Origin of the sequence: Acinetobacter sp. ANC 4779 (assembly GCF_004331055.1) — a bacterium.
GTDB lineage: Bacteria > Pseudomonadota > Gammaproteobacteria > Pseudomonadales > Moraxellaceae > Acinetobacter.
On the sequence record NZ_SJNU01000006.1, the window covers coordinates 175,049 to 197,685 of the forward strand.

Genomic DNA, 22,637 nt, shown 5'->3' on the forward strand with positions numbered 1-22,637 from the left:
TACACGACTAATTGCGGTAGTATAAAGTGTTTTTAGCCATTATCCGTTGTAATTCTGCACTTTTTAACTTTGCGCTGGGTGTTTCTATGTTTGCTTTAAATCAAGCCTCTGATCTTGATGAACCTTGGCTTCAATTTAAAAATTTACTGGTTCGACAACTGGCATTCTGTGTAGCCAGTCCCAATATTTTAGCTGCTATTCCACCAGAACTGGTACTGAAGCATTCCTTTCAATTACATGCCAACAAAACCTGGGCCAGGCATTTTCAGAATTATCGCTCAAGACTGCTTTATTTAGATCAACATCCTCAAGAACTAGAAATGTTTTTACAACAGCTTAAAAGTACCCGTTTAGGTCTGCGCTTTGAAATGTTTATCTGGTTTTGGCTGCTCGATCAGAACTATCACTCCTATCAATTACTCGGTCACAGCATTCAAAAAATCGCGGGTTCCATAACCTTGGGGGAACTTGATTTTCTATTGCTGAATACCGAAAGCAATAAAATTGAACATTGGGAAGTCGCTTTAAAATATTATTTGGCTGAACGGGATTTTTCTTTAGCCTGTTGGTATGGCTTAAACCGTAGCGACACCTTGGTTCGAAAATTAAATCACTTTAGCCAAAAACAATTTCAATTTGAAGATGCTTTAGGACAACAGATTGAGCGTCGTTTTGCCGTATTAAAAGGTCAGCTCTATCTTCCTGTTTGCCCTAGGCAGCAAGTCATTCCAACCTGGGTTAATCTCAAACGGAGATTAGGTTCTTGGGGAAGTCATCTTCCTCATCAAAATGCACATTTTTATCGTTTGCAACGACAAGAGTGGATCTGCCCGGCCTCTCATCTCAGTAGTGAAACTGCGCACTGGTGGATCAATGGTTTATATCGTCAAAAAGATAAGCCTAATTTCTATATGTTCAGACCTGCACCACTACTTTTCCAGAATTCTAATCATCAACTTTATGAGAAAAGTCTATCTTTATAACAATTGGTTACTTTTCTACCATCAAAAACTCATATTTTTTACCTCAGGTATTATTTACCCTAAACTCACATCAAAATAATGAATTACTTGGAGATGATGATGAAAAAAATTCTAGCGACTTCCCTTATTATGGCATTTGTTTTAACTGGTTGTAATACATTTAAAGGCATGGGTAAAGATGTATCCAAAGCTGGAGATGCTGTAACCAATACCGCTGAAAAAACTTCTGACGAAATCCGTAAAAACTAATTCGTCTTTAGTTCACATGAAACCCTATCCTAGATAGGGTTTTTTTATGGCAATTTTAGGCCAGTCATTCACATTCAAGGGCATATTCGCCTATTATAGCGGACAAATTTATCGACTGATGAAAATCGCATGACCTCTTCCGCTACCTTAGATTTAAGCCTGCAACTGTTACGTCAGCCTTCTGTAACCCCAATCGATCATAGCTGCCAAAACATTATGGCGGATCGTTTAGAAAAAATTGGCTTCAACATTGAAGCAATGCGTTTTGAAGACGTCGATAATTTATGGGCACGTAAAGGCACTGAAGCGCCGGTTTTATGTTTTGCAGGTCATACCGATGTGGTTCCCACAGGCAGTTTAGATGACTGGAACTCGGATCCGTTTGTACCGGAAATTCGTGATGGCAAGCTCTACGGTCGTGGTAGCGCAGACATGAAAACGGCACTTGCAGCCATGGTGGTGGCATCTGAACGCTTCATCGCAAAGCATCCAGATCATAAAGGCTCGATTGCATTCCTGATTACGTCTGATGAAGAAGGTCCATCCATTAACGGCACTGTAAAAGTCGTAGAAACTTTAGAAGCACGTAATGAGAAAATGACCTGGTGTCTGGTGGGCGAGCCATCAAGCACCAATCAACTGGGTGATATTGTTAAAAATGGTCGTCGTGGATCGTTAAATGCCAATTTAACCGTGAAAGGCAAACAGGGACATGTGGCCTACCCTCACCTTGCGATTAACCCTATTCATACCGCCTCTAAAGCATTGGCTGAACTGTGCGATACCGTTTGGGACAATGGCAACGAATACTTCCCTGCAACGTCTTTTCAAATTTCAAATATCAATGCTGGTACCGGTGCTACCAATGTTGTGCCCGGCACAATGAATTTGCTGTTTAACTTCCGCTATTCAACCGAAGTCACAGCAGATGAACTTAAAGCACGTACCTTAGAAATTCTGGATCGTCACAATGTCGACTATGACATTTCGTGGACGCTTTCAGGCTTACCGTTCCTGACTCCAGTCGGTGAACTGGTCAATGCTGCCAAAAATGCGATTCGCAATGTGACTGGTATTGAAACTGAGCTATCTACCAGTGGTGGCACTTCAGATGGTCGCTTTATTGCTCCTACCGGTGCACAAGTACTGGAGTTAGGGGTTTTAAATGCCACTATTCATCAAATTAATGAACATGTAAATGTGGCCGATTTAGAGCCGCTTGCTGAAATTTATGAACAGATTTTAGAAGGCTTATTGGCTAACTAAAACTTTAATAAATAAAAAAAGGAACTTTTTCAAGTTCCTTTTTTATGACTCATCTTTGAGTTATCGCTAAAATCACAAGCCCAAAGAGGATTGAATGTGTGCCAGATTAGGAATATGAAAAACTTGATCGGCCATGCGTACATATTGGAATATAGCCGGATCAGTTAAAGCCTGTTCTTCATCGACCACTTCAGAAATACGTAGACGAATGGTTTTTGGCATCTCATTACACATCAGGGCAAAACGCTGACTGACATCATCGCCCTCAATCACCAAAGCTACGCCTGTTTTTTGTTCGGGATGATTCACCGCATAGACAGGTAGCTTGAGTTCATGCCATTCCACAAATGGAACTTGCGTGGCACTGTCCAGTGCGGACAAGACAATATTTTGTGGCAATACCATCGCTTCTTTACCGTAACAATTAATAAGATATGCATCGATAAACCCAGTCGATACGGTAATAAGGTGATGCAACTCTTGTTGTGTCATTTGATTCACAGTAGAGTTTGAAACACTATTTTGGCTCATTTATTTACCCCTGACTGGTCTCTAACAAGTTTTCAACATTGCTTAGCAATTCCGCTTCCTGGAATGGTTTACCCATATAGTGGCTAACACCCAAGCTGAATGCACGCTCACGATGCTTCTCACCTGTTCTTGAAGTAATCATGATAATTGGTAAATCTCGATGTACTTCATGGTGACGAACCAGATTGGTGACTTCAAAACCATCCATGCGCGGCATTTCAATATCCAGCAACATCAAGTCTGGTTTGACATTTTCAAGTTGTTCCATCGCATCGACACCGTCTTTTGCTGTAACGATGTCATAACCCTGACGTTCAAGTAAACGTGATGTCACCTTACGTACAGTCACCGAGTCATCCACAATCATGATTAAACGACGTGCATTATTATGACGGGCCAAATCACGCTGATCTGATACATGTTTAATGCGCTGTGTGGTTTGAATTTGGCGCGCAATGTTTTGACCATCCAGAATCAGACAGACTTGACCATCACCTAAAATAGTTGCCCCGGCAACCACACCGATACTCGTGAATTGTTGACCAATCGGTTTTACCACAATCTGTGCACGTGAACCAACCAATTGATCGACCAGCAAGGCAATGGTTTGACCACTATTGCTTTTAATTAAAAGTACCGGTAAAGAATGCGCAATATTACTTAAACGCGGTAACGGTTGGTTTGCAACGAATTCAGATAAATAACGCAGTTTGTAATTGGTGTTATCAATTTTAAACAAGTCATCTTTACTATTGAAATACTCTTCCAAGGTAGAAGGTGCAATTCGAACTATACGTTCAATTTGTGCCAGTGAAATCGCAAATTGCTGATCACCCGCTTTCACCATCAAGGCGTCACTTACCGCTACTGTGGTTGGTACACGAATGGTAAAGGTGGTTCCTTTGCCTAGCTCTGAATCTACAGAGACATGACCACCGAGTGCTTTAATTTCACTTTGAACCACGTCCAGACCTACGCCACGACCGGAAATCTGGGTAACTTCTTTCGCTGTACTAAATCCAGGATGGAAAATCAGTTGCAGGATTTCTTGTTTATCGAGGAATTGATCAGCCTTAATTAAACCTAAGTTTAAAGCCTTCTCTTGAATCTTGGCTTCATCAATCCCTTTACCATCATCACTAAACGATACCAGTACGTCTGTACCTTGGCTGCTGATATTTAAGACAATTCGTCCTACTTCCGGCTTCTGCACTGCATGTCGTAATTGCGTATCTTCCAAGCCATGGTCAATCGCGTTACGAAGCATATGTTCAAATGGGGTCACCAAACGCTCAAGAATAGTACGGTCCAATTCACCTTCAGTGTTCTGAACTATCAATTCTGCAGGACGGTTCAAGGTCGATGATGTTTGACGCACGATACGTTGTAAACGTGGCAATAGACGATCAAAGGGCACCAGACGCGTACGCATCAGGCTTTCCTGAATCTCGGCCTGAATACGGGATTGCTGTAACAGCAAGCCTTCAGTATCACGGATTTTTTCAGCCAAGGTTGTTTTAAAGTCTACCAAGTCTGATGCAGATTCTGCCAATGATTTTGACAACTGGTTTAAAGATGAATATTGGTCCATCTCTAAGGGGTCAAAATCGGCATAACGTGAATTTTCGGAACCATGTTTTGCGATAATTTGTGACTCTAACTCACCTTCCATTCGACGTAATTGGTCAGCTAAACGCTTCATCGCCAATTCCATCTCATTCAAGGTATTACCGAGTTGTCCCAAGTCCATTTCAATACGCGAACGGTTAATTGAATTTTCACCAGACAAATCAATCATCTTCTCTACCAAGTCGGCAGATATACGGATCATTTCATTGCTGTTGTCTTGTTGCGAACTCAAGTCCCACTCACCCAACATTGCAGGTGGTTCAGTACCATCACCTTGAACAAATTCAAAGGTTTTCGCTGCAGATAATAGATCGGACTGGGTCACACGATTTGGTAATTGAACGGTTACATCAACAAATTCAATCGACTTTAAACTTAATTTGAGACTATCAAAATTACTGTAATCTCGCTCAAAGATGGCGTGTTTTAACCATGCAAATGTGGTTTGTAATAATAAGTCGTAAGCATTTGAATTAAAATGATGGAACGCAAACTGTTCAAAAGTAGTTTCCAGTTGATAGGAAATTGCAGCCACAGGTTCATTTTCAACCATACGCGCACCACCTTTAAGACTGTGGGCAGCACGTTGTAATTGAAGCAGCAAGCTACGATCGCTACGTTGCTCAAACCATTGTTTTAATAATCCATCGGTAGATTCTAGAATCTCTTCCGCTTCCTCTAAGAATGTTTCTTCTGCAATTAAGCGAATACTATCCTCAGGATCTTCAACATTTTGTAAAACAACTTCTGGTTGGATTTCAACCACTGAAGCGAATGTCTCAGCTACTGGTTCTGCTAATTCATCGGCAGTGATTTCCGCTGCAATATTTTCCACTGCAATCGTTTCAACGACAGCGGCACTCGCAGACTTACCTTGCGCAATCTCTTGAATATTACGTAAAATCTCAATAGATTCAGCACCAGAGTAATCAATGTTCTCTTCACGAATAATTTGAATTCGGTCTGAAACATCATCCTGGACTAAACGGATAATACTAATCAGTTGTGGTGTAACCGTAATTTGCTGACGAATCACACGCTCATAAATTGACTCTAATTCATGTGAAATCAAGCCGATATGAGTCGCTTGAATCATATTTGCACCCCCTTTCAAGGTATGCAAATAACGCATTAAATTATTCAGTGCAGTGGTATTGGCTGGATCTTTACTCCACGTATTTAAATCCTGGTCAATACCCCCCAGCAATTCCTCTGCCTCTTCCAGGAAGATACCCAGTAATTCCTCATCGAAATCACTGTTTGCATCCGCTGCATGCATTTGAGCACGATCAGAGCGCATTCTTTGTGAAATCTGTGCAAGATCAAATGTCGTAGAGGTTGTATTTATTTGGGCTACAGGCATTTTTTGGATTGTAGACTCAGCATTCTCAAACTGTTCAAGGTCCTGCTGTACAAAGGCAGAAAGATCACTCAATATTTTCTGAACTTCATCGCTTAAAATGACACGTTGCCCTGAGGCCAAGGTATCAAACAAATGAATAAATTCTTGATGCGCCTGTCCAAACAACTCATAGGCATAATCAATATTGAGTAATTCTGGCTTTAATACCAATTCTTCATAACTTGACTTTAATTCATTGGTAAATCGATGAATGCCAACAGCAGCACGATTATCGGTATGATCCAACAATTGTTGAGCCTGTTCGCTTAAGGCCTGTATATATTCTGGATATTCAACTTTTGCACGTTTTTCAAATTCGAATTCTGCATCTAATAACAAATCAATATTTAGTGCGATCAGTTTAGAAACCAGACCTTGAGGATTAACATCCTCATCTACTTCAGCGGAAGTAAAGCCATAGTTATTCCATGCATTATTAAAGGTTTCATAAATCGCATCAAGTTTCTGCTTTTCCCCTTTTCTGAGGACATGCAAATAATCACGTACAAATTCGGCATACTGAACCAGCAAAGCCGTTTGCTTAGAGGTCGAAACAATTTCTTCTTGTAATAAAGTTTTAAATAAATTTTCTGCCTTGGTACTGGCTTCAAAAATCTGCTCGATTTGAGCCATGGATGAACTGCCACGCAAGGTATGTAAGGCGCGAATTAAGCCATTATAATCTTGTTTATTTTCGTCCTCATTCTGCAAGAACTGATCAATAGTTGCTAAATGCTCTTCCGCTTCTTCAATAAAGATAGCAACCGTTTCTTCAATATCATTATTATCTTCTGTTACAGCATCTATTTGAATGGATGCTTCATCATTCAGCTCTAAACCTGTCAGACCATCTTCAGCAGTCAAACTTGTAGAAAGATTTAGTAATTCTTCCAGAGCAGGTTCTAAACTTAGTTTTTGCTGTATTTGCTGCCCCAGTAAAACCAAGGGACGTAAATCAATATCAGCCAGCTGAACGGTTTTAAAAATTGGGTATAATTTATATTGATAAATATTGAATACGGTTTGAGCAAAACGTTGAACCGTTGTATCTAAAGGTATTGCACCTGAAATGACCCGATTTAAACTGTCTTCCACTGCCCACGCCACTTCACCGGAAGATTTTGCCCCTACCATACGTCCAGAGCCTTTCAGCGTATGGAAATGACGGCGAATGGTGGTCAAGATTTCCGGGTCATTGGGATTTTCAAACCAAGTTGTAAATAAAGGATTTAATTCAACGAAGATTTCCTCGATTTCTTCAACAAAAATTTCTAGAATTTCTGCATCTTGATCAAGATAACTATCTTCAGGAAGCGTAGTCGTTTCAACTAAATTTTTTAATATTTCTTTCATAGCTTAGGCTTCTTACGTTTATCTGCCACCAAGAAGGGCGCTCAAACTTAATTGTCACCATCACGCGAGACCTAACTTTGAGCTTAAGTTCATCTTGTCGATGCTTTATCTGTGATTTATTGATGCACCTTACCCTCAAGTAAGGCGCATCACCCCAAAGCTTTCGTACTACCTTAATCAGGTAATTTAAAGTCAGTTACAGATTCACGTAACGATTCGGCCATATTTGCCAATTCAGATACTGAACGTGCGGTATCAAACGTTGCTGTAGTGGTTTGTGAGGTAATTTCCTGTACAACATTCATCGTGGTTGCAATATGACCTGCAGAAGCAGACTGTAGTTTTGCAGCATCAGAAATGTTGGCAATCAATTTCGCCAGATTGCTGGATACGTTTTGAATTTCATCCAGCGCCACACCCGCATTTTTAGACAAGTTCGCACCACGAACAACCTCGGCAGTTGTTTGTTCCATCGAAATAACTGCTTCGTTGGTATCCGTCTGAATGGTTTTTACCAAACCTTCAATCTGTTTGGTTGCAGATGCTGAACGTTCCGCAAGACGTTGTACTTCATCAGCTACTACGGCAAAACCACGACCTGCTTCCCCTGCCATCGATGCCTGAATAGCTGCATTCAATGCCAAGATGTTGGTTTGGTCGGCAATATCGTTAATCAAGGCAACGATGTTACCAATTTCCTGCGAAGATTCACCCAGACGTTTAATACGTTTTGAAGTTTCCTGAATCTGCTCACGAATGGTATCCATCCCTTCAATTGAACGGTTTACAACGTCTGCACCATTGGCCGCAATTTGAACTGAACGCTCTGCAACGACTGCAGATTCGGTTGCATTTGAAGATACCTGGTCAATTGACATCGCCATTTCATTAATCGCGGCAGATGCGCCGGCAATTTCTTGCGCTTGATGTTCAGATGCTTCCGCCAGCTGATTGGTAATACCCTGCGTATTGGCAGTATATTGCGCAACTTCTTGAGACGTTTCGGTAATACGCGATACCAGCTCACGTAATTGGTCAATTGCAAAGTTAATCGAGTCGGCAATCGCTCCGGTAAAATCTTCGGACACCGTTGCGTATGAACGCAAGTCACCGTCCGCCAAGTCGGCAATCTCGTCCAGTAAACGCAAAATCGCGTTCTGGTTACGGTCATATTCTTCTTGCAGGTTAGCCACACGCTGTTTATCTGACTGACCACGTAAGGTAAGCAATTTGAATACAGCGAACAAGAAACCAAGCAAGCAAAGAATCAAGAACAATCCAGGAATTGCAATCGCAAGACTTGAACTACCCGAAAGTTTATTCAGGTTAGATAACAATTCATCTGATTGTGCAAAAATTGAAGAAGATGCCTGACGTACTTTTACAATTTGAGTGGAGTTTTTAAGAATCGTTGCAGATGCTGATTTCAATACATCATCATATTCAGATTTAATACCTTCTAATGATTCACGTAATGCAGGGTCAGAAATACGTTCCACACCAAGTTCAGAACTACCATTCAACTGTGCTACAAGATAAGAACCAAAGGTTTCCGTATCGGCACTAAAGTCATCTGCTGACTCACGAGAGTTCTCACTACCCGTCAATACCGAACTAATCGAACGAAGAATACGTTCTGCAATGAAGACCTGGTTTTTCGCAATCACGACCTGGTTACTTGGCATATCTTGACGTGCCATTTGGTCAACCATCAAGTTATATTCAGCCTGAATCCCCGGAATGGTTTCACCAATGGCTATATTGGTATCATAAAGCTGGTTAATGATTTTTTGTTGAGAAGAGATTAAATCAATACTATCTGATACTGTTTTCCATTGCTTTTCAACTTCATCCAGTGCTGGAGTATTCGCATGAATATCTTTCACAGTTTCAAGATTTTCTGCAAAGCTTTTTTGAGACTGAATTAACTTGTCAATCGACTCTTTGGTTCCTGAAGCTGTTGCTTCTGTTGCCTGACGAGAAATGGTTTGCGATAAAAGACGTAAATCACCGACACTACGTGTTAATTCATTGTTACGCGGCACACTGTAGAATAAGTACAGCAACAGAAACAGTGCGACGATCAGACAGAATGCTGCGCCCAAAATTAAGGGTTTGGACTTCTCACTGTCACCAAATACACGTGCTAATTGATCAGTTTGTGATTGAATCTTTGCCAATAAAGCATGACCAACCTTACGGTTGCTGCCTTCACTTGTATTTTTCTTTTTAAGTTTAAAGCCCATCCAGCTTCTCCCCGACTTTCGCCATCATTCTTCAGCGCGCGACTATTTAGTTTATAAATTTAATAGATGCATTCATATATTTTGGATTTTGCAATAAACGACTAAATAAAAAAACATGCCAGTGTTGATTATGTTGATAAAAATATCCCTGACAATATTCTTGTAAATTGCTATCTAATTCACCGTGTTTAGAAAAGAAGCTTTTCTTATTAAAGTGTTGAATCCCCAAAACTTGATCTACTACCAAACCGACATAATGGTCATTATGACTAATACACAGTACTTTTTGAGTCGGTGAAAACTGACTTCGATGCCCGGAAATATATTGAGCCAAATCAGCCACTGAAAGTAACCGTCCCCGAATATTGGCCAGACCCATCACCCATGATTGGGTATTCGGAACTGGCGTATATTTAGGTGGATAAATCACTTCAGATACTTCACCTAAAGGAGCAACAAAATATTGCCCCATCATCTCAAAAGCAATTCCTGACCATCGGTTTACTTCATTTTCAGTGGTAACGTAGTTTTTGTTACCACGTTTAGCCAGCCGAAGTAATTCGATAAATCCATTAGCTGCCATAGAGCTTATCCTGCATTGAGGTGTTGTTTAATCACATCAATTAATTGTTTTTCGTCTACAGGTTTTGTTAAATAATCACTTGCCCCTTGACGCTTTCCCCAAACCCGGTCAGTTGCCTGATCTTTGGTGCTGACAATCACAATTGGAATGTGTTTTGTCGTAGCACCACGTGCAATTTGACGTGTTGCTTGGAAACCATTTACCCCAGGCATTACCACATCCATTAACACAAGATCAGGTAACTCTGCTTGTGCCATTGTGACACCATCAGCACCATTCGCTGCTTCAATAACATCAAAGCCATGTTTAGTTAAAATCTCTTTAAAACGAAATGTTTCTGTTGGTGAATCATCAACAATAAGGATACGTGACATGCTTTTCCCCAAAAAATAAACTTATGCTGTTACGTGATTACGGATTGCGTTTAACAATTCATCTTTACTAAAAGGTTTAGTTAAATATTCATCTGAGCCAACAACACGACCTTTAGCCTGATCAAATAGACCATCTTTACTGGACAGCATAATGACCGGAATATTTTGATAATTCTGCGAGTTTTTGATAAGTGCACAGGTTTGATAACCATCCAAACGCGGCATCATAATATCGACAAACACGATATCTGGATTTGCTTCAGCAATTTTTGCCAATGCCTCAAAACCATCTACTGCGGTTACGACTTCACATCCTTCACGCTGGAGTAATGTCTCTGCTGTACGGCGAATGGTTTTTGAATCATCAATCACCATTACTTTTAGATTTTGGAATTTATCGTCCATTTAATGACCCTTCCCATTTTTAGAATGTACAAACAATTTGAGTAGAAAGTTTGATTACAAGTTATAAACATTTTTAACATATCTTTACTTATCTTTTCAATGAGCATTTTATGAACAAAGGCTCGTTTTCTCATATTTTCAATAACAGCTTCACACTTTCGATCGACCAATGATTTTTTTTTGACTAAGAAATGTTTTTTATTCATGAATTTAAGTCTAATATAGCATTTTTATTACTTAAAATAAGTAATTTAGTCAACTTTAAATCGGGGGTTACAATGCAAAGTCAGTTTAAACAAAAACTTGCTTTCATTGCGCAAAAAAAAATGACTCGGAAATTCATATTTGTATTTCTGATGTTTTTTCAATCGATCGCTGTTTTTGCCCAAACACCGCCTAAAGCCACCTGGTATCGTTACTATGATAGCAAGGGTATTGCTAATATCAGTAGCAATGTAACGCCGAATCACATTCGTCATGGTTATGAAGCCTTAGACCAGAACATGCAGGTCATTCAACGTAATCGTGCCTACAACACCGAAGCAGATATAAAAAAAGCACCACTACGTGCCGCTCAAGCCAGAAAAAATGCCGCCGACTTAAAACTTAAAACGGCATATACCAACAGTCAGGTTGCTGCAACCAAACGCGATGATGCATTGAAGCACACTAAAAAACAAATTGCCTTTCAGCAAGACCAACTTAAACAGCTGCAAAACGATCGGATTTACTTTAAACGTCAGCAAATTGAACATTTACGTAAGGCTGAAAACATTCCTACAGCTTTGAGAAATAACCTCGATAATAATCAAAAAAATATTGAAGCCAAAAAAGAGAATATTCAATCGTTACAAATGCACTATCGAAATACACAGCTAGAATACGACAAAATCATCGCTCGTTTAAAAGCTCTTGAATAAATTGCATTTGTTAGGCCATGGGCTTAATTTATGCAGTAATAAATAAAAGGATTAGCAGGCATGCTATTTGGACAGCGTATAAAAAGAACGAAATTAAGCCAGCATAAGCAATATTTGACCTATAGCACCCTCTGCTTGAGCCTGCTACTGAGTGCTTGTCAAAAAAATGAAATAGAACAACCGCGAGACACCACAAAAAAAATTGAATTAATTCAACAAGATTTGGTTTTAGTTAAAGACGGAATTTCTATTGCTAAAACAGCATTCACTGGCACACTTCGTGCAGTGAATCAAAGCAGCATACAGGCTCAAGTGACTGCAACCGCAACTGCTGTCAATGCTCAAGTCGGGCAAGCCGTTTCAAAAGGTCAGGTTTTAGTTCGACTAAACAATCAAGATAATGCTGCGCGTCTGGCACAAGCCCAAGCTAATCTTAGTTCGACTCAGGCACAAGGCAGTCTGGCAAAAAACATGATGCAACGAAAAAAACGTTTGCTGGATCAAGGTTTTATTTCCAAAGTTGAATATGAACAGGCGGCTGTTGATTATCAGGCGCAACTTGAAAATGTGCATGCCCAACAGGCCAACGTGAATATTGCTCAAAAAGCCGATCGTGATGGAACGATCTTAAGTCCTATCTCAGGAGTGATCACCAAACGTGAGGTTGAATCCGGGCAAACAGTCGCTGCCGGGCAAACTTTATTTGAAATAGTCGATCCTGATCATGTAGAAATACAGGCCAAATTACCCAGTGATATGCAGGCAGCTTTAAAAGTCGGTCAAAAAATTGAATATAGCATTCAAGGTAATCCTGCCCAACTTACGGCGGTACTCACCCGGATCTCCCCAATTGCCGATCCGGCAAGTCGCCAAATTGAATTCTTTGCCAGACCCATTGAAACCATTAACTCACTCAGCATTGGGTCTTTTGTCGAAGGCAACATCCTTTCTTCTACCCAAATTAGCGGCCAGTTGATTCCACTGGATGTCATCCAGAATATGAAAGAAAAACCTTATGTCTGGGTCATTCGCCAGAAAAAAATCGAAAAAGTAAATCTGGTCATTTTAGAACAACGTTATCGTGACAACTTAGCCGTGGTTCAAGGACTGCAACCCGGTGACCAAATCAGTCGTATTAAATTCAATGACCAAGACCTTCATCAAGAAGTCATAATCACTCAAAAATAAAAATAAGCACAGGATTGTTCTTATGTGGTTTACCCGAATTAGTGTCAAATATCCTGTTTTCACCATCATGATGATGTTGTGTTTACTGGTATTGGGGTTAGCGTCTTGGCAACGGATGAGCGTTGAAGAATTTCCCGATGTCGATTTTCCCTTTGTGGTGGTCTATACCAGCTATCCTGGTGCCTCCCCGGAAATGATTGAATCTGAAGTTACCAAGAAAATAGAAGAAAAGATAAATACCATTTCAGGTTTGAAACAGGTGATTTCACAATCCAGTGAAGGTCTATCGACCATTATTGTCGAATTCAATCTGGATGTTTCTTCTACTGTCGCAGCACAAGACATTCGCGACAAAATCTCTCCGGTCACTGCCGCATTTCGTGATGAAATTCAAGATCCTGTAGTAGAGCGTTATGACCCCACAGCCAATGCAGTGATGTCTATTGTTTTTGAATCCGATAGCATGCCGTTACGTGATTTAAGTTCATATTTAAATCAACGCATTGTTCCACAATTACAAACCGTCCCTGGCGTAGGAGCAGTCAATTTACTGGGTGATGCCCAGCGTCAAATCCGCATCGAAGTTGAACCACAAAAATTACAAAGTTTTGGTATTGGCATAGATCAAGTCATCAACACCTTAAAAGGTGAAAATATTGAAGTTCCAGGCGGAACTTTAAAACAGCCGACATCAGAACTGGTGGTTGAAATCAAATCTAAGGTAATTCATCCACAATCATTTGGTGATTTAATTGTTGCCAATAAAAATGGTGCACCTATTTTCTTAAAGCAAGTCGCGAAAATTGAAGACGGCCAAGCCGACTTAGAATCCAGTGCCTATTTAAATGGTAAAACAGCGGTCGCGATTGATATTCTGCGTAGCTCTGATTCCAATGTGATTGAAGTGGTGGATGCCACTTATAAAGCCGTGCAAAAAATTGAAAAACAATTACCTCAAGGTACCGTTGCTAAAGTCGTGGTAGATAGCTCTAAAAGTATTCGCGGCAGTATTAAAGATGTGGCCCGTACTATTATTGAAGGGGCAGTTTTAGCCATTCTGATTGTGTTGCTGTTTTTAGGTTCATTCCGCTCTACTGCAATTACCGGCTTAACCCTTCCAATTGCCTTACTCGGAACACTCACTTTTATTTGGGCGTTTGGCTTCACGATCAATATGATGACGCTGTTGGCGCTATCACTCAGTATTGGACTGTTAATTGACGATGCGATTGTCGTTCGGGAAAATATTGTCCGTCATGCAGATATGGGCAAAGACCACGTTACCGCAGCACTAGATGGCACGAAAGAAATCGGGCTTGCGGTTTTAGCCACAACACTGACCATTGTTGCGGTATTTTTGCCGGTCGCCTTTATGGGCGGTATTATTGGTAAATTTTTCTATCAGTTTGGGGTAACGGTCAGTGCTGCAGTGCTGATCTCCATGTTTGTCAGTTTCACCCTCGATCCTATGCTTTCTGCGCACTGGGCTGAAAAACATGATCCAAACAAACAACCAGGCAAAATCAAACGCTTTTTTAACTGGATTTCCAACAAACTGGATAATTTAAGTCTCTACTACGAAAAACTGTTAAAACTGGCACTGCGTTTCCGCGTTCTGACGCTGCTGATTGCAGTCGCTTCACTTTTTGGTGCCTTAGGACTATCAAAACTGGTAGGTACAGAATTTGTGCCGGTTCCTGATAAAAGCGAAATTCGGATTAAATTTGAAACACCTGTAGATGCATCACTGGAATATTCACAAGCCAAGTTATTGCAAGTTGAGCATATTATTCGCCAACACCCGGATGTACTCAGCACCTATAGCATTATTAACGGCGTAACTGACCGGGGTAAAAACCATGTCAGTATCCGGGTCAGTGTCACTCCTCGTTTAGAGCGCAGCAAAACCCTGACGCAGCTTAACAATGAATTTCGTCAACGTTTACAAAGCGTAGCCGGTATTACTATTACTTCTATTGCTTCTGCCGACGAAACAGTTTCAGGCGGTCAAAAACCGGTTCTTATTTCGATTAAAGGTCCAGAACTGGATGAGCTACAAAAAATATCTGATCGCTTCCTTGCAGAAATTTCCAAAGTGAATGGTATTGTCGATCTGGAAAGCTCACTTAAAGAACCCAAACCGACCTTGGCCGTTGATATTAACCGCTTGCTTGCCAGTGATTTAGGTCTATCCGTCAATCAGATTGCCAATGTCATCCGTCCCTTGATTGCGGGTGATGATGTAACGACCTGGCAAGATGAAAACGGCGAAACCTATGATGTCAATCTTCGCCTGACCGAAAATAAACGCAGCCTACCGAGTGATATTGAAAATCTTTATTTAAGCTCACAAAAAACTGACGCATCTGGTCAACCTATTTTAGTCCCACTGGCAAGTGTCGCCTCCTTTAAAGAAGGTTTCGGTGCATCACAAATTAACCGTCGCGATTTAGCGCGTGAAGTATTGGTTGAAGCCAATACGGCGGGACGTCCTGCAGGTGATATTGGACAGGATCTTAAAAAAATTCAGGATAATTTTGATTTACCACCGGGTTATAGTTTCGTGACTCAAGGTGCGAATAAAGATATGGCTGAATCTGCAGGTTACGCCATGACTGCGATCACCCTCTCCATTGTGTTTATTTATATCGTACTCGGATCACAATTCAATAGCTTTATTCACCCGGCTGCGATTATGGCGTCCCTGCCTCTCTCACTGATTGGGGTGTTTTTAGCTTTATTCCTGTTTAATTCAACCATGAATCTATTCTCCATCATTGGGATTATCATGCTGATGGGATTGGTGACTAAGAATGCCATCCTCTTGATCGACTTCATCAAGAAAGCCATGGATCGCGGTGAAGACCGTTTTGATGCCATTATTGCCGCCGGCAAAACTCGTTTACGTCCCATTTTAATGACGACTAGCGCCATGGTGATGGGCATGATCCCCCTTGCATTAGGCTTAGGTGAAGGGGGTGAACAAAGTGCCCCCATGGCTCATGCGGTGATTGGCGGTGTGATCACTTCGACCCTGTTGACCTTAGTGGTCGTGCCGGTGATCTTTACTTATCTGGATGACTTAAAGAATTTTATGACGCGCCAAATACGAAAAATCATGTCATAATTTATGACATCCCAATGAGGTGACATTCAGAAATGTTCACCTCATTTTTTATTGTATAATCTTGGCTTTCAAGGCTTAATTTTTAGGACAGCTTCCATGCGCGCGAGTCGCTTTTTATTTGCTACGTTAAGAGAAACCCCGAACGATGCTGAAGTCATTTCACATCAGCTGATGTTACGTGCGGGTATGATTCGTAAATTGGCTTCGGGTTTATACACTTGGTTGCCGATGGGTGTACGTGTGCTAAATAAAGTGGAAGCGATTATTCATGAAGAAATGAATCGTGCTGGCTCACTTGAAGTATTGATGCCTGTAACTCAACCTTCAAGCCTGTGGGAAGAATCAGGTCGCTTTGTGCAATATGGTCCTGAACTGCTACGTTTTAAAGATCGTCATAATAATGATTTTGTGCTTGGGCCTACCCATGAAGAAGTAATTACCGATCTTGCGCGTAACGAACTGAAAAGTTACAAGCAACTTCCAGCAAACTTCTATCAAGTACAAACCAAATTCCGTGATGAAATTCGTCCACGTTTTGGGGTGATGCGTTCACGTGAATTCATCATGAAAGATGCTTATTCTTTCCATATCGATCAAGACTCGCTACAACAGACTTACGATACGATGTACGATGCATATTGCCGTATCTTTACTCGTCTCGGTCTAAACTTCCGTCCTGTTCAAGCAGATACCGGTTCAATCGGTGGTTCAGGCTCACATGAGTTCCATGTATTGGCATCAAGTGGTGAAGACGATATCGCTTTCTCCACTGAATCAGATTATGCAGCCAACGTTGAAATGGCTGAAGCCGTGCTTGTCGGTGAACGTGCTGCAGCTACACAAGAATTAAAGTTGGTGGATACACCAAATCAAAAAACCATTGCAGATGTTTCAGCATTCTTGAACACGGATACCAAAGCTTCTGTTAAAGCCTTATTGGTTCAAGGGGTTGCGCAAGAAGATGGTTCAATACCTGTGGTGGCTTTGTTCCTACGTGGCGACCATGAACTCAATGAAATTAAAGCTGAAAAGCATGCTGCTATTGCTGCACCTTTAACTTTTGCAACAGAAGAACAAATTGCTGCACTCGATTTAACTACAGGTTTCATTGGACCACAAGGTTTAGTTGAAAAAGGCTTAACCGTGATTGTGGATCGTGCTGCATCGGTAATTTCTGATTTCGTTGCGGGTGCAAATGAAGCAGACAAACACGCTACTGGTGTAAACTGGGAACGTGATGCGCAGTTCACTGAAGTCTACGACCTGCGTAACGTGGTTGAAGGCGATGTTTCTCCAGACGGCATAGGCACGCTACAAATTAAACGTGGTATTGAAGTCGGTCACATCTTCCAATTGGGTACAAAATACTCTGAAGCTTTAGGCTGTAAAGTATTGGGCAAAGACGGTAAGCCGGCGGTGGTAACGATGGGTTGTTATGGTATTGGTGTAACACGAGTAGTTGCCTCTGCCATTGAACAAAACTTTGATGACAAGGGAATTATTTGGCCTTTAGCCATTGCACCATTTGAAGTTGCGATTGTGCCAATGAACGCACATAAATCACCACGCACCCTTGAAGCAGCTGAAGCACTCTATACCGAGCTTCAAGCAGCGGGTTATGACGTGATTTTGGATGACCGCGACGAACGTCCAGGGGTGAAATTCTCCGACCTTGAACTTAATGGTATTCCACACCGTATCGTGATTGGTGAAAAAGGCTTAGACGCAGGTACTTTTGAATATAAAGGCCGTCGTGATGCTGAATCTGTGAATATTTCTAGAGAAGAATTATTAGCAAAAATCGCGAAATAATTTTGCTTTGAGATAAAAAAATCCCGCTTAGGCGGGATTTTTTTATTCATGGAACTGAGTTAACAGAATTTATGCCCACCAAAACAGTTAGACACTACAGCCTGATTCTTTAACAATTTATCATTTAAAGTTAATTTTGCAGCAGTGTTATTTGCATAGCTTGTAAACGGCCCAACATCAATATTTAATTTACGAACTACTGGTTTGTCTAATAAGGAACCTAACGCAGAAAGAATATCGACATCAATAACATTTTTAGGTGTTCCGTCTGCCTTCTTCTCAGTCAAAGAAGCCGTAATTGCTGCTGCAACTTGAGGCAATACATAGGAAATATCGACTTCGTCGGTTGTCTCTAAGTACCCTAATTGAATTGGGTCTTTAAACGACATCCACCAACCTGGTTTTGCGATGTCTGCTGTATCTGCACCCTGCCAATGGATATTTTGATTTTGTAAGGATAGATATCCCCCGGTACCATTCAGAGGGATATTATGAATCATGCTTAATGCTTGAACAAAAGTAATATCTAGATTTAAGTTATCTAAACTTGAGCCTGCACCCATTTTAAAGTAAGCCTCTTTACCCAAACCTAATAACAATGCATCAAATGTTGTATGAAGTTGATCATTAGCAAAGTTCGGTGTTCCAATAACATCACTTGGCAAGCTAGTTCCGTCTGCGGCAGCCGCAAGCGGAATAGATTTAATTGCAGAATGAATACCAGATACTGTTGCAGCAGACAATCGTGTTCCCGTTACAATCGTTTCGGGCATAATAAAATTCACTTTCATGGATGGCACTGTGATACCCGTGTTACCAGAATCAGTCGGATCACTGGTAAATAGTCGCAAATTGCCGAGTGCTTTTAAATAACCCTGTATGATTTGATCTTGAGTATCACCAAATGTGGCGGCTTTAGTCTTTGAACTGCCCGCAGTTTGTGCCATTTTCATATAGCCAGTAAAGCTTTGGATACCATCCGTTGGATTTTGTGTATTGTCTGTACCCAAGGTTAGTAAGCCTATAATATTTTCTGCCCCCAAACGAAAACCTGCAACTTCACGTGTGGCTGCACTATTACCTTTAATCGCAAATTCAATAAAAGGATTGGTGATTGAAGCACTTGTGGCAGCACGACCTTCACCATTAAAAGTTGGACTACCATTGGTATTGGTACCGGTATTTAAGCCACTTAATGACAAATTTGATATATCAATATCACAACCTGGACCTTTTGAAGCATTATTTACCCCGCCACAGCCCAACTGTAAGGTTTTTATATTTACGTTCAATTCCATAAGTGCTGCAATACTCAGTTTATGGAAATTGACTCCTTGAGATGAGTCATAACTGTTTTCTAAATTTAATAATGCTTGTCCGTCTATTTTCGACAACTCGCTGTCATCTAAAGAAATCATTGCATAACTATAATGACTTAGATTCAATGCAGCAAAAATTAAACCACTCAATAATTTTTTTTTCATTATTTTATCTTCCTGATTTTAACGTGGTGTGATGCCCAAAGTGCTACGAATTGTTCCACCAGTTAATGCGATTGATGCTATGTTTTGCATATTACCATTGGTCGACATGGCAAAATTGGTTCTAAATGGCGTTGCGATGTTATTGCCCGGATTTAACTTAACTTGGTTATCAAAGGTTATTGTATCTGCACTGACACGAACTTTTGCTTTCATTGCAAGATCTCCTTCAATACGATTAAAGTGAATCGCAGAAGTCTTTAATTTTCCATCTACATCAATATCTTCATTGATCAGACTAAAATAACTACCTAAGTTTGTGACGTCAGCAACCTCAGTTGTGCTTAATGGTCTAAATTTAAAATTTGCATCAAAGGCTAAGAAGTTGCTATCCGGATTCGCAGCTGTCGGGTCTACGCCTGGAATAATCAATAACTCTCCACTACCATCAAGCTTAAAAGCAATATTGGTAAGTACATCATCACGCTTCGAAAAATTATCATGGGGTACATACGTGCCACATTTAGCGTAAGTACCTGATGCACAGTTATATTTTGAACCTGGTAATTGACCAATCGCTAATTCAGCTTTTGCAGCGATTAATAATTTATCGGCACGAATATAAATTCCTTCATTTTCATAACCAATAACGCCTTCAGATTGGAAAAAAGCATCTATATTTCGAAAACCAGCATAATAATTGGCTGCTTCACCATGAACTCCATTTTGACCATCAATTAAAATGATAGAAGTTGTACTTGGTAAACTTGTTTTTGAATCTATGCCATAGCCCTCTGTAGATGCCATAACATTGTAAGCAATTCCGTTCTTGTTAGTTGCCCCATAGGTACCTGCAGATAAGGCAACATTGGCATTCAGGTTATAAATGGGTATACCGATCCCCCATGTTCCCCCATTACCATTCAGTTTTTGCAATGAATTATCTGAAATAATGCGTGCTTTTGCTGCAATGGCTTGGAAATCCATACCACGAATAGCAATTAAAATCGCATCCTTAGGATTAGCTGCAGTGGTTAAAGTTTGTTTCAGTATTGGACTAGTGACAGCAAGCGTTTTTTGAATATTTTCATTAATAATGAAATCAAGGGTTTTCGTTGTTACAGTATTAATATAAATATCGCCAAAGTCGATATACGCATTTTTCTTGTGTAAGGTGCCATCTGCAGCTCGAGTAGTAAGCTGTCTTAAATTTGAAAATTCGATCGCATAACTACCTTTACCTGTATGCCCAATTTCAAACGTTGTTGGTGACATCTTCGCAGGAAGATTAGGATCCGATGCATTGGTGAAGTCCGCCGCTAAACTTAAATGTAAACCACCAGAGCCAACAAGACCAAGGTCATTACCTGCACCGTTATAGCCTGATGCTATTTTAGTCTCTTTCGTTAATACGCCATTGACCATGTTATTAACTTCAAAATTAGCAAGCTTTGTTTGGTTGCCATTCAAAGCCAATTTGGCATTGGTTACTGCACCGGAAGCCCCTAAGCGCATAATATTTTTACGTTCATTGCTCGGAGTATTATAACGTAAATCGATATTTACACCTGGATTCGTTGCGTCAGTACGCCCAGTAGCAATATCGCTCATATCGGTAACGCGTTTTAGATCAACATAGTGATTTTGATTTTCATTATATGTACTTAACACAAGCCCTTCGTCTTGGTCGATATACATATAAGCATCACCGGCGAAATTAAAATTAAAATCATTCAAAATAAGACTATTAAGGCCTAATTTATGACTAATGGTGGCATTTTGTAATTGAAAATCTATATTCGCTTTTGCATACTTATTAAACAAACCACCTGTCGTTTGCAAAACAAAATTCAGGGGGGTAGACGTACTGATTCCAAGCTTACCTAAACTTTGATTAGATTTAACCCCTGGAGTACGTAAACTATTCGTTGCTTGCTGACATGGATTGGTACTACAGGTATTTTTAACCAGCATTAAATCTGCTGTTGCTGTAAATGGAGCTACACTTGCTGCAAGACGAATCCCTGCACCACTAGATGTTCCACCTACATCAAATTCAAGCTGGCTGATAATGGGTTTATTATTCACACCATCAAACTGCGCGTTATGTAATCCTAAACCCATTTGTACATTTGCTGCTGGATTTGGATCATACCAATTTGCTTGCTCAATTTTCACACGTGATACTTCATGTTTGATCACGATGCCATCTTGACCTGTCACGTCACTCAGTTCTTGCTCATCAATTTGCTCTAGTGCGTATCCTTGGTGTGCAAGACACATACATACTGTCAGCACACTTAGCTTCATTGTTGTTTTTATCATATTTATATCCTTATTATACACTGAAGCTTCTAACAACGGATGCTTGCACCGCCAGTACAGTTATAGCTAAATATTTTTAAATTACCGGACATATGTAAGTTGCCATGCATATTCAATCCCATAAAGCCTTTCTCCGTATTTTTATCAAATGCCGGAACATCCGTTACAACATCAGTAGTCGTGCCGTCATCTTGAATTTTTTTGGTCGTAAAGGTGCTATAAATTGGAGTATTGGCATATCCTTCATTTGCACCTGTACCTGTACCCGTTTCAATCGCTAAAGTATTAAAACCTAAATTACGAATTTTTAAAGGCTTATTATCATAGAATGTAATCTTCATGGCAGTCTGTGCTTCATTTTTATTATTACTAATTGTCATAGCATCAATAGAAAATTGATCAATCTGAATTGTGCCTTGGATCCCTTTAAACACCAACCACTTTTTATTATTATTGGCATCCAGATGGTTATTTGGTGCGATCGCCAAACGACAAAATTGTTTGGTTACACCACAAGTCGTTGGATCCAGAGCATAATAAACATCAAGTGGATTCCCATTTGCATCAAGTTGTGAAATCGAAGTTTTGCTAAAATCAGTGGCATAGATGTGATTTAACGATAATGTCCAACTTAAGTCTGCACCGCCCTGACCGACTGTTTCGATCAGCTCTTGCGAGTTTAAGGCTTCAAGTCCTGCATTTGCTGTTAACGAAGCACTCAACAGTGCAAAAAGTGTTATTTGCTTAACCATTGTCATACTCC

General features: G+C 40.4%; 16 protein-coding genes. 7 read left to right on the top strand and 9 right to left on the bottom strand.

The window, feature by feature from the left end; translation table 11 throughout:
• Positions 1-86: 86 nt before the first annotated feature.
• The 3 genes from E0H80_RS09115 (at position 87) to dapE (ending at position 2,498) form a co-directional block, all read left to right on the top strand.
• Complete coding sequence (locus tag E0H80_RS09115; RefSeq protein ID WP_131365090.1) at positions 87-983, top strand: DUF1853 family protein; 897 nt, start codon at positions 87-89, stop codon at positions 981-983.
• Positions 984-1,082: 99 nt separating this feature from the next.
• Positions 1,083-1,232 (top strand): entericidin A/B family lipoprotein, encoded by a 150-nt coding sequence (locus tag E0H80_RS09120; RefSeq protein ID WP_067723819.1) that lies wholly within the window; start codon positions 1,083-1,085, stop codon positions 1,230-1,232.
• Between the two features lie 129 nt (positions 1,233-1,361).
• On the top strand, positions 1,362-2,498 hold the full coding sequence (gene dapE / locus E0H80_RS09125) for a succinyl-diaminopimelate desuccinylase (protein ID WP_131365092.1): 1,137 nt from the start codon (positions 1,362-1,364) through the stop codon (positions 2,496-2,498).
• A 72-nt stretch (positions 2,499-2,570) separates the two neighbouring features.
• Here the strand turns inward: dapE and E0H80_RS09130 are convergent, their stop codons facing one another.
• The 6 genes from E0H80_RS09130 to pilG all read right to left on the bottom strand — a co-directional run bounded on the left by E0H80_RS09130 (position 2,571) and on the right by pilG (position 11,021).
• Positions 2,571-3,029 (bottom strand): hypothetical protein, encoded by a 459-nt coding sequence (locus E0H80_RS09130; protein ID WP_131365094.1) that lies wholly within the window; start codon positions 3,027-3,029, stop codon positions 2,571-2,573.
• A gap of 4 nt (positions 3,030-3,033) precedes the next feature.
• The gene (locus E0H80_RS09135) at positions 3,034-7,413 is read right to left on the bottom strand and encodes an Hpt domain-containing protein (protein WP_131365096.1); all 4,380 of its coding nucleotides are present in this window, start codon (positions 7,411-7,413) and stop codon (positions 3,034-3,036) included.
• 173 nt (positions 7,414-7,586) lie between these two features.
• Positions 7,587-9,659 (bottom strand): methyl-accepting chemotaxis protein, encoded by a 2,073-nt coding sequence (locus tag E0H80_RS09140; protein WP_131365099.1) that lies wholly within the window; start codon positions 9,657-9,659, stop codon positions 7,587-7,589.
• A gap of 46 nt (positions 9,660-9,705) precedes the next feature.
• Positions 9,706-10,242, bottom strand: a complete 537-nt coding sequence (locus E0H80_RS09145) for a chemotaxis protein CheW (RefSeq protein WP_131365101.1) — start codon at positions 10,240-10,242, stop codon at positions 9,706-9,708.
• A 5-nt stretch (positions 10,243-10,247) separates the two neighbouring features.
• Positions 10,248-10,616, bottom strand: a complete 369-nt coding sequence (locus E0H80_RS09150) for a response regulator (RefSeq protein ID WP_067723813.1) — start codon at positions 10,614-10,616, stop codon at positions 10,248-10,250.
• Positions 10,617-10,637: 21 nt separating this feature from the next.
• Positions 10,638-11,021: a twitching motility response regulator PilG gene (gene pilG, locus E0H80_RS09155; RefSeq protein WP_067723812.1), complete on the bottom strand. Its 384-nt coding sequence runs from the start codon at positions 11,019-11,021 to the stop codon at positions 10,638-10,640.
• A 278-nt stretch (positions 11,022-11,299) separates the two neighbouring features.
• On the opposite strand from pilG, the gene E0H80_RS09160 reads away from it, so the two are divergent.
• The 4 genes from E0H80_RS09160 (at position 11,300) to E0H80_RS09175 (ending at position 18,068) form a co-directional block, all read left to right on the top strand.
• Entirely contained in the window at positions 11,300-11,941 is a 642-nt protein-coding gene (locus E0H80_RS09160) for a hypothetical protein (RefSeq protein WP_131365103.1), read from the top strand.
• A 60-nt stretch (positions 11,942-12,001) separates the two neighbouring features.
• Positions 12,002-13,129 carry an efflux RND transporter periplasmic adaptor subunit gene (locus E0H80_RS09165; RefSeq protein ID WP_131365105.1) on the top strand — a complete coding sequence of 376 codons (1,128 nt, stop codon included), beginning with the start codon at positions 12,002-12,004 and terminating at the stop codon, positions 13,127-13,129.
• A 22-nt stretch (positions 13,130-13,151) separates the two neighbouring features.
• Positions 13,152-16,256, top strand: a complete 3,105-nt coding sequence (locus E0H80_RS09170; protein WP_131365107.1) for an efflux RND transporter permease subunit — start codon at positions 13,152-13,154, stop codon at positions 16,254-16,256.
• A 96-nt stretch (positions 16,257-16,352) separates the two neighbouring features.
• Positions 16,353-18,068, top strand: a complete 1,716-nt coding sequence (locus E0H80_RS09175; RefSeq protein WP_131365109.1) for a proline--tRNA ligase — start codon at positions 16,353-16,355, stop codon at positions 18,066-18,068.
• Positions 18,069-18,127: 59 nt separating this feature from the next.
• Here the strand turns inward: E0H80_RS09175 and E0H80_RS09180 are convergent, their stop codons facing one another.
• From E0H80_RS09180 to E0H80_RS09190, 3 genes are read right to left on the bottom strand one after another with little or no spacing between them, the layout of a single operon-like run.
• A complete protein-coding gene (locus E0H80_RS09180; RefSeq protein WP_131365112.1) occupies positions 18,128-19,552 on the bottom strand; it encodes a hypothetical protein in 1,425 nt (474 codons plus the stop codon).
• Between the two features lie 18 nt (positions 19,553-19,570).
• Positions 19,571-21,874: a DUF6160 family protein gene (locus E0H80_RS09185; RefSeq protein ID WP_131365114.1), complete on the bottom strand. Its 2,304-nt coding sequence runs from the start codon at positions 21,872-21,874 to the stop codon at positions 19,571-19,573.
• Between the two features lie 29 nt (positions 21,875-21,903).
• Positions 21,904-22,626, bottom strand: a complete 723-nt coding sequence (locus E0H80_RS09190) for a hypothetical protein (protein ID WP_131365116.1) — start codon at positions 22,624-22,626, stop codon at positions 21,904-21,906.
• Positions 22,627-22,637 lie beyond the last annotated feature (11 nt).

Coding starts and splice junctions, on each gene's coding strand:
- E0H80_RS09170 (WP_131365107.1), top strand. CDS start 13,152: ATGTGGTTTACCCGAATTAGTGTCAAATATCCTGTTTTCACCATCATG.
- E0H80_RS09115 (WP_131365090.1), top strand. CDS start 87: ATGTTTGCTTTAAATCAAGCCTCTGATCTTGATGAACCTTGGCTTCAA.
- E0H80_RS09145 (WP_131365101.1), bottom strand. CDS start 10,242: ATGGCAGCTAATGGATTTATCGAATTACTTCGGCTGGCTAAACGTGGT.
- pilG (WP_067723812.1), bottom strand. CDS start 11,021: ATGGACGATAAATTCCAAAATCTAAAAGTAATGGTGATTGATGATTCA.
- E0H80_RS09120 (WP_067723819.1), top strand. CDS start 1,083: ATGAAAAAAATTCTAGCGACTTCCCTTATTATGGCATTTGTTTTAACT.
- E0H80_RS09180 (WP_131365112.1), bottom strand. CDS start 19,552: ATGAAAAAAAAATTATTGAGTGGTTTAATTTTTGCTGCATTGAATCTA.
- E0H80_RS09130 (WP_131365094.1), bottom strand. CDS start 3,029: ATGAGCCAAAATAGTGTTTCAAACTCTACTGTGAATCAAATGACACAA.
- E0H80_RS09160 (WP_131365103.1), top strand. CDS start 11,300: ATGCAAAGTCAGTTTAAACAAAAACTTGCTTTCATTGCGCAAAAAAAA.
- E0H80_RS09150 (WP_067723813.1), bottom strand. CDS start 10,616: ATGTCACGTATCCTTATTGTTGATGATTCACCAACAGAAACATTTCGT.
- E0H80_RS09190 (WP_131365116.1), bottom strand. CDS start 22,626: ATGGTTAAGCAAATAACACTTTTTGCACTGTTGAGTGCTTCGTTAACA.
- E0H80_RS09185 (WP_131365114.1), bottom strand. CDS start 21,874: ATGATAAAAACAACAATGAAGCTAAGTGTGCTGACAGTATGTATGTGT.
- E0H80_RS09135 (WP_131365096.1), bottom strand. CDS start 7,413: ATGAAAGAAATATTAAAAAATTTAGTTGAAACGACTACGCTTCCTGAA.
- E0H80_RS09165 (WP_131365105.1), top strand. CDS start 12,002: ATGCTATTTGGACAGCGTATAAAAAGAACGAAATTAAGCCAGCATAAG.
- dapE (WP_131365092.1), top strand. CDS start 1,362: ATGACCTCTTCCGCTACCTTAGATTTAAGCCTGCAACTGTTACGTCAG.
- E0H80_RS09140 (WP_131365099.1), bottom strand. CDS start 9,659: ATGGGCTTTAAACTTAAAAAGAAAAATACAAGTGAAGGCAGCAACCGT.
- E0H80_RS09175 (WP_131365109.1), top strand. CDS start 16,353: ATGCGCGCGAGTCGCTTTTTATTTGCTACGTTAAGAGAAACCCCGAAC.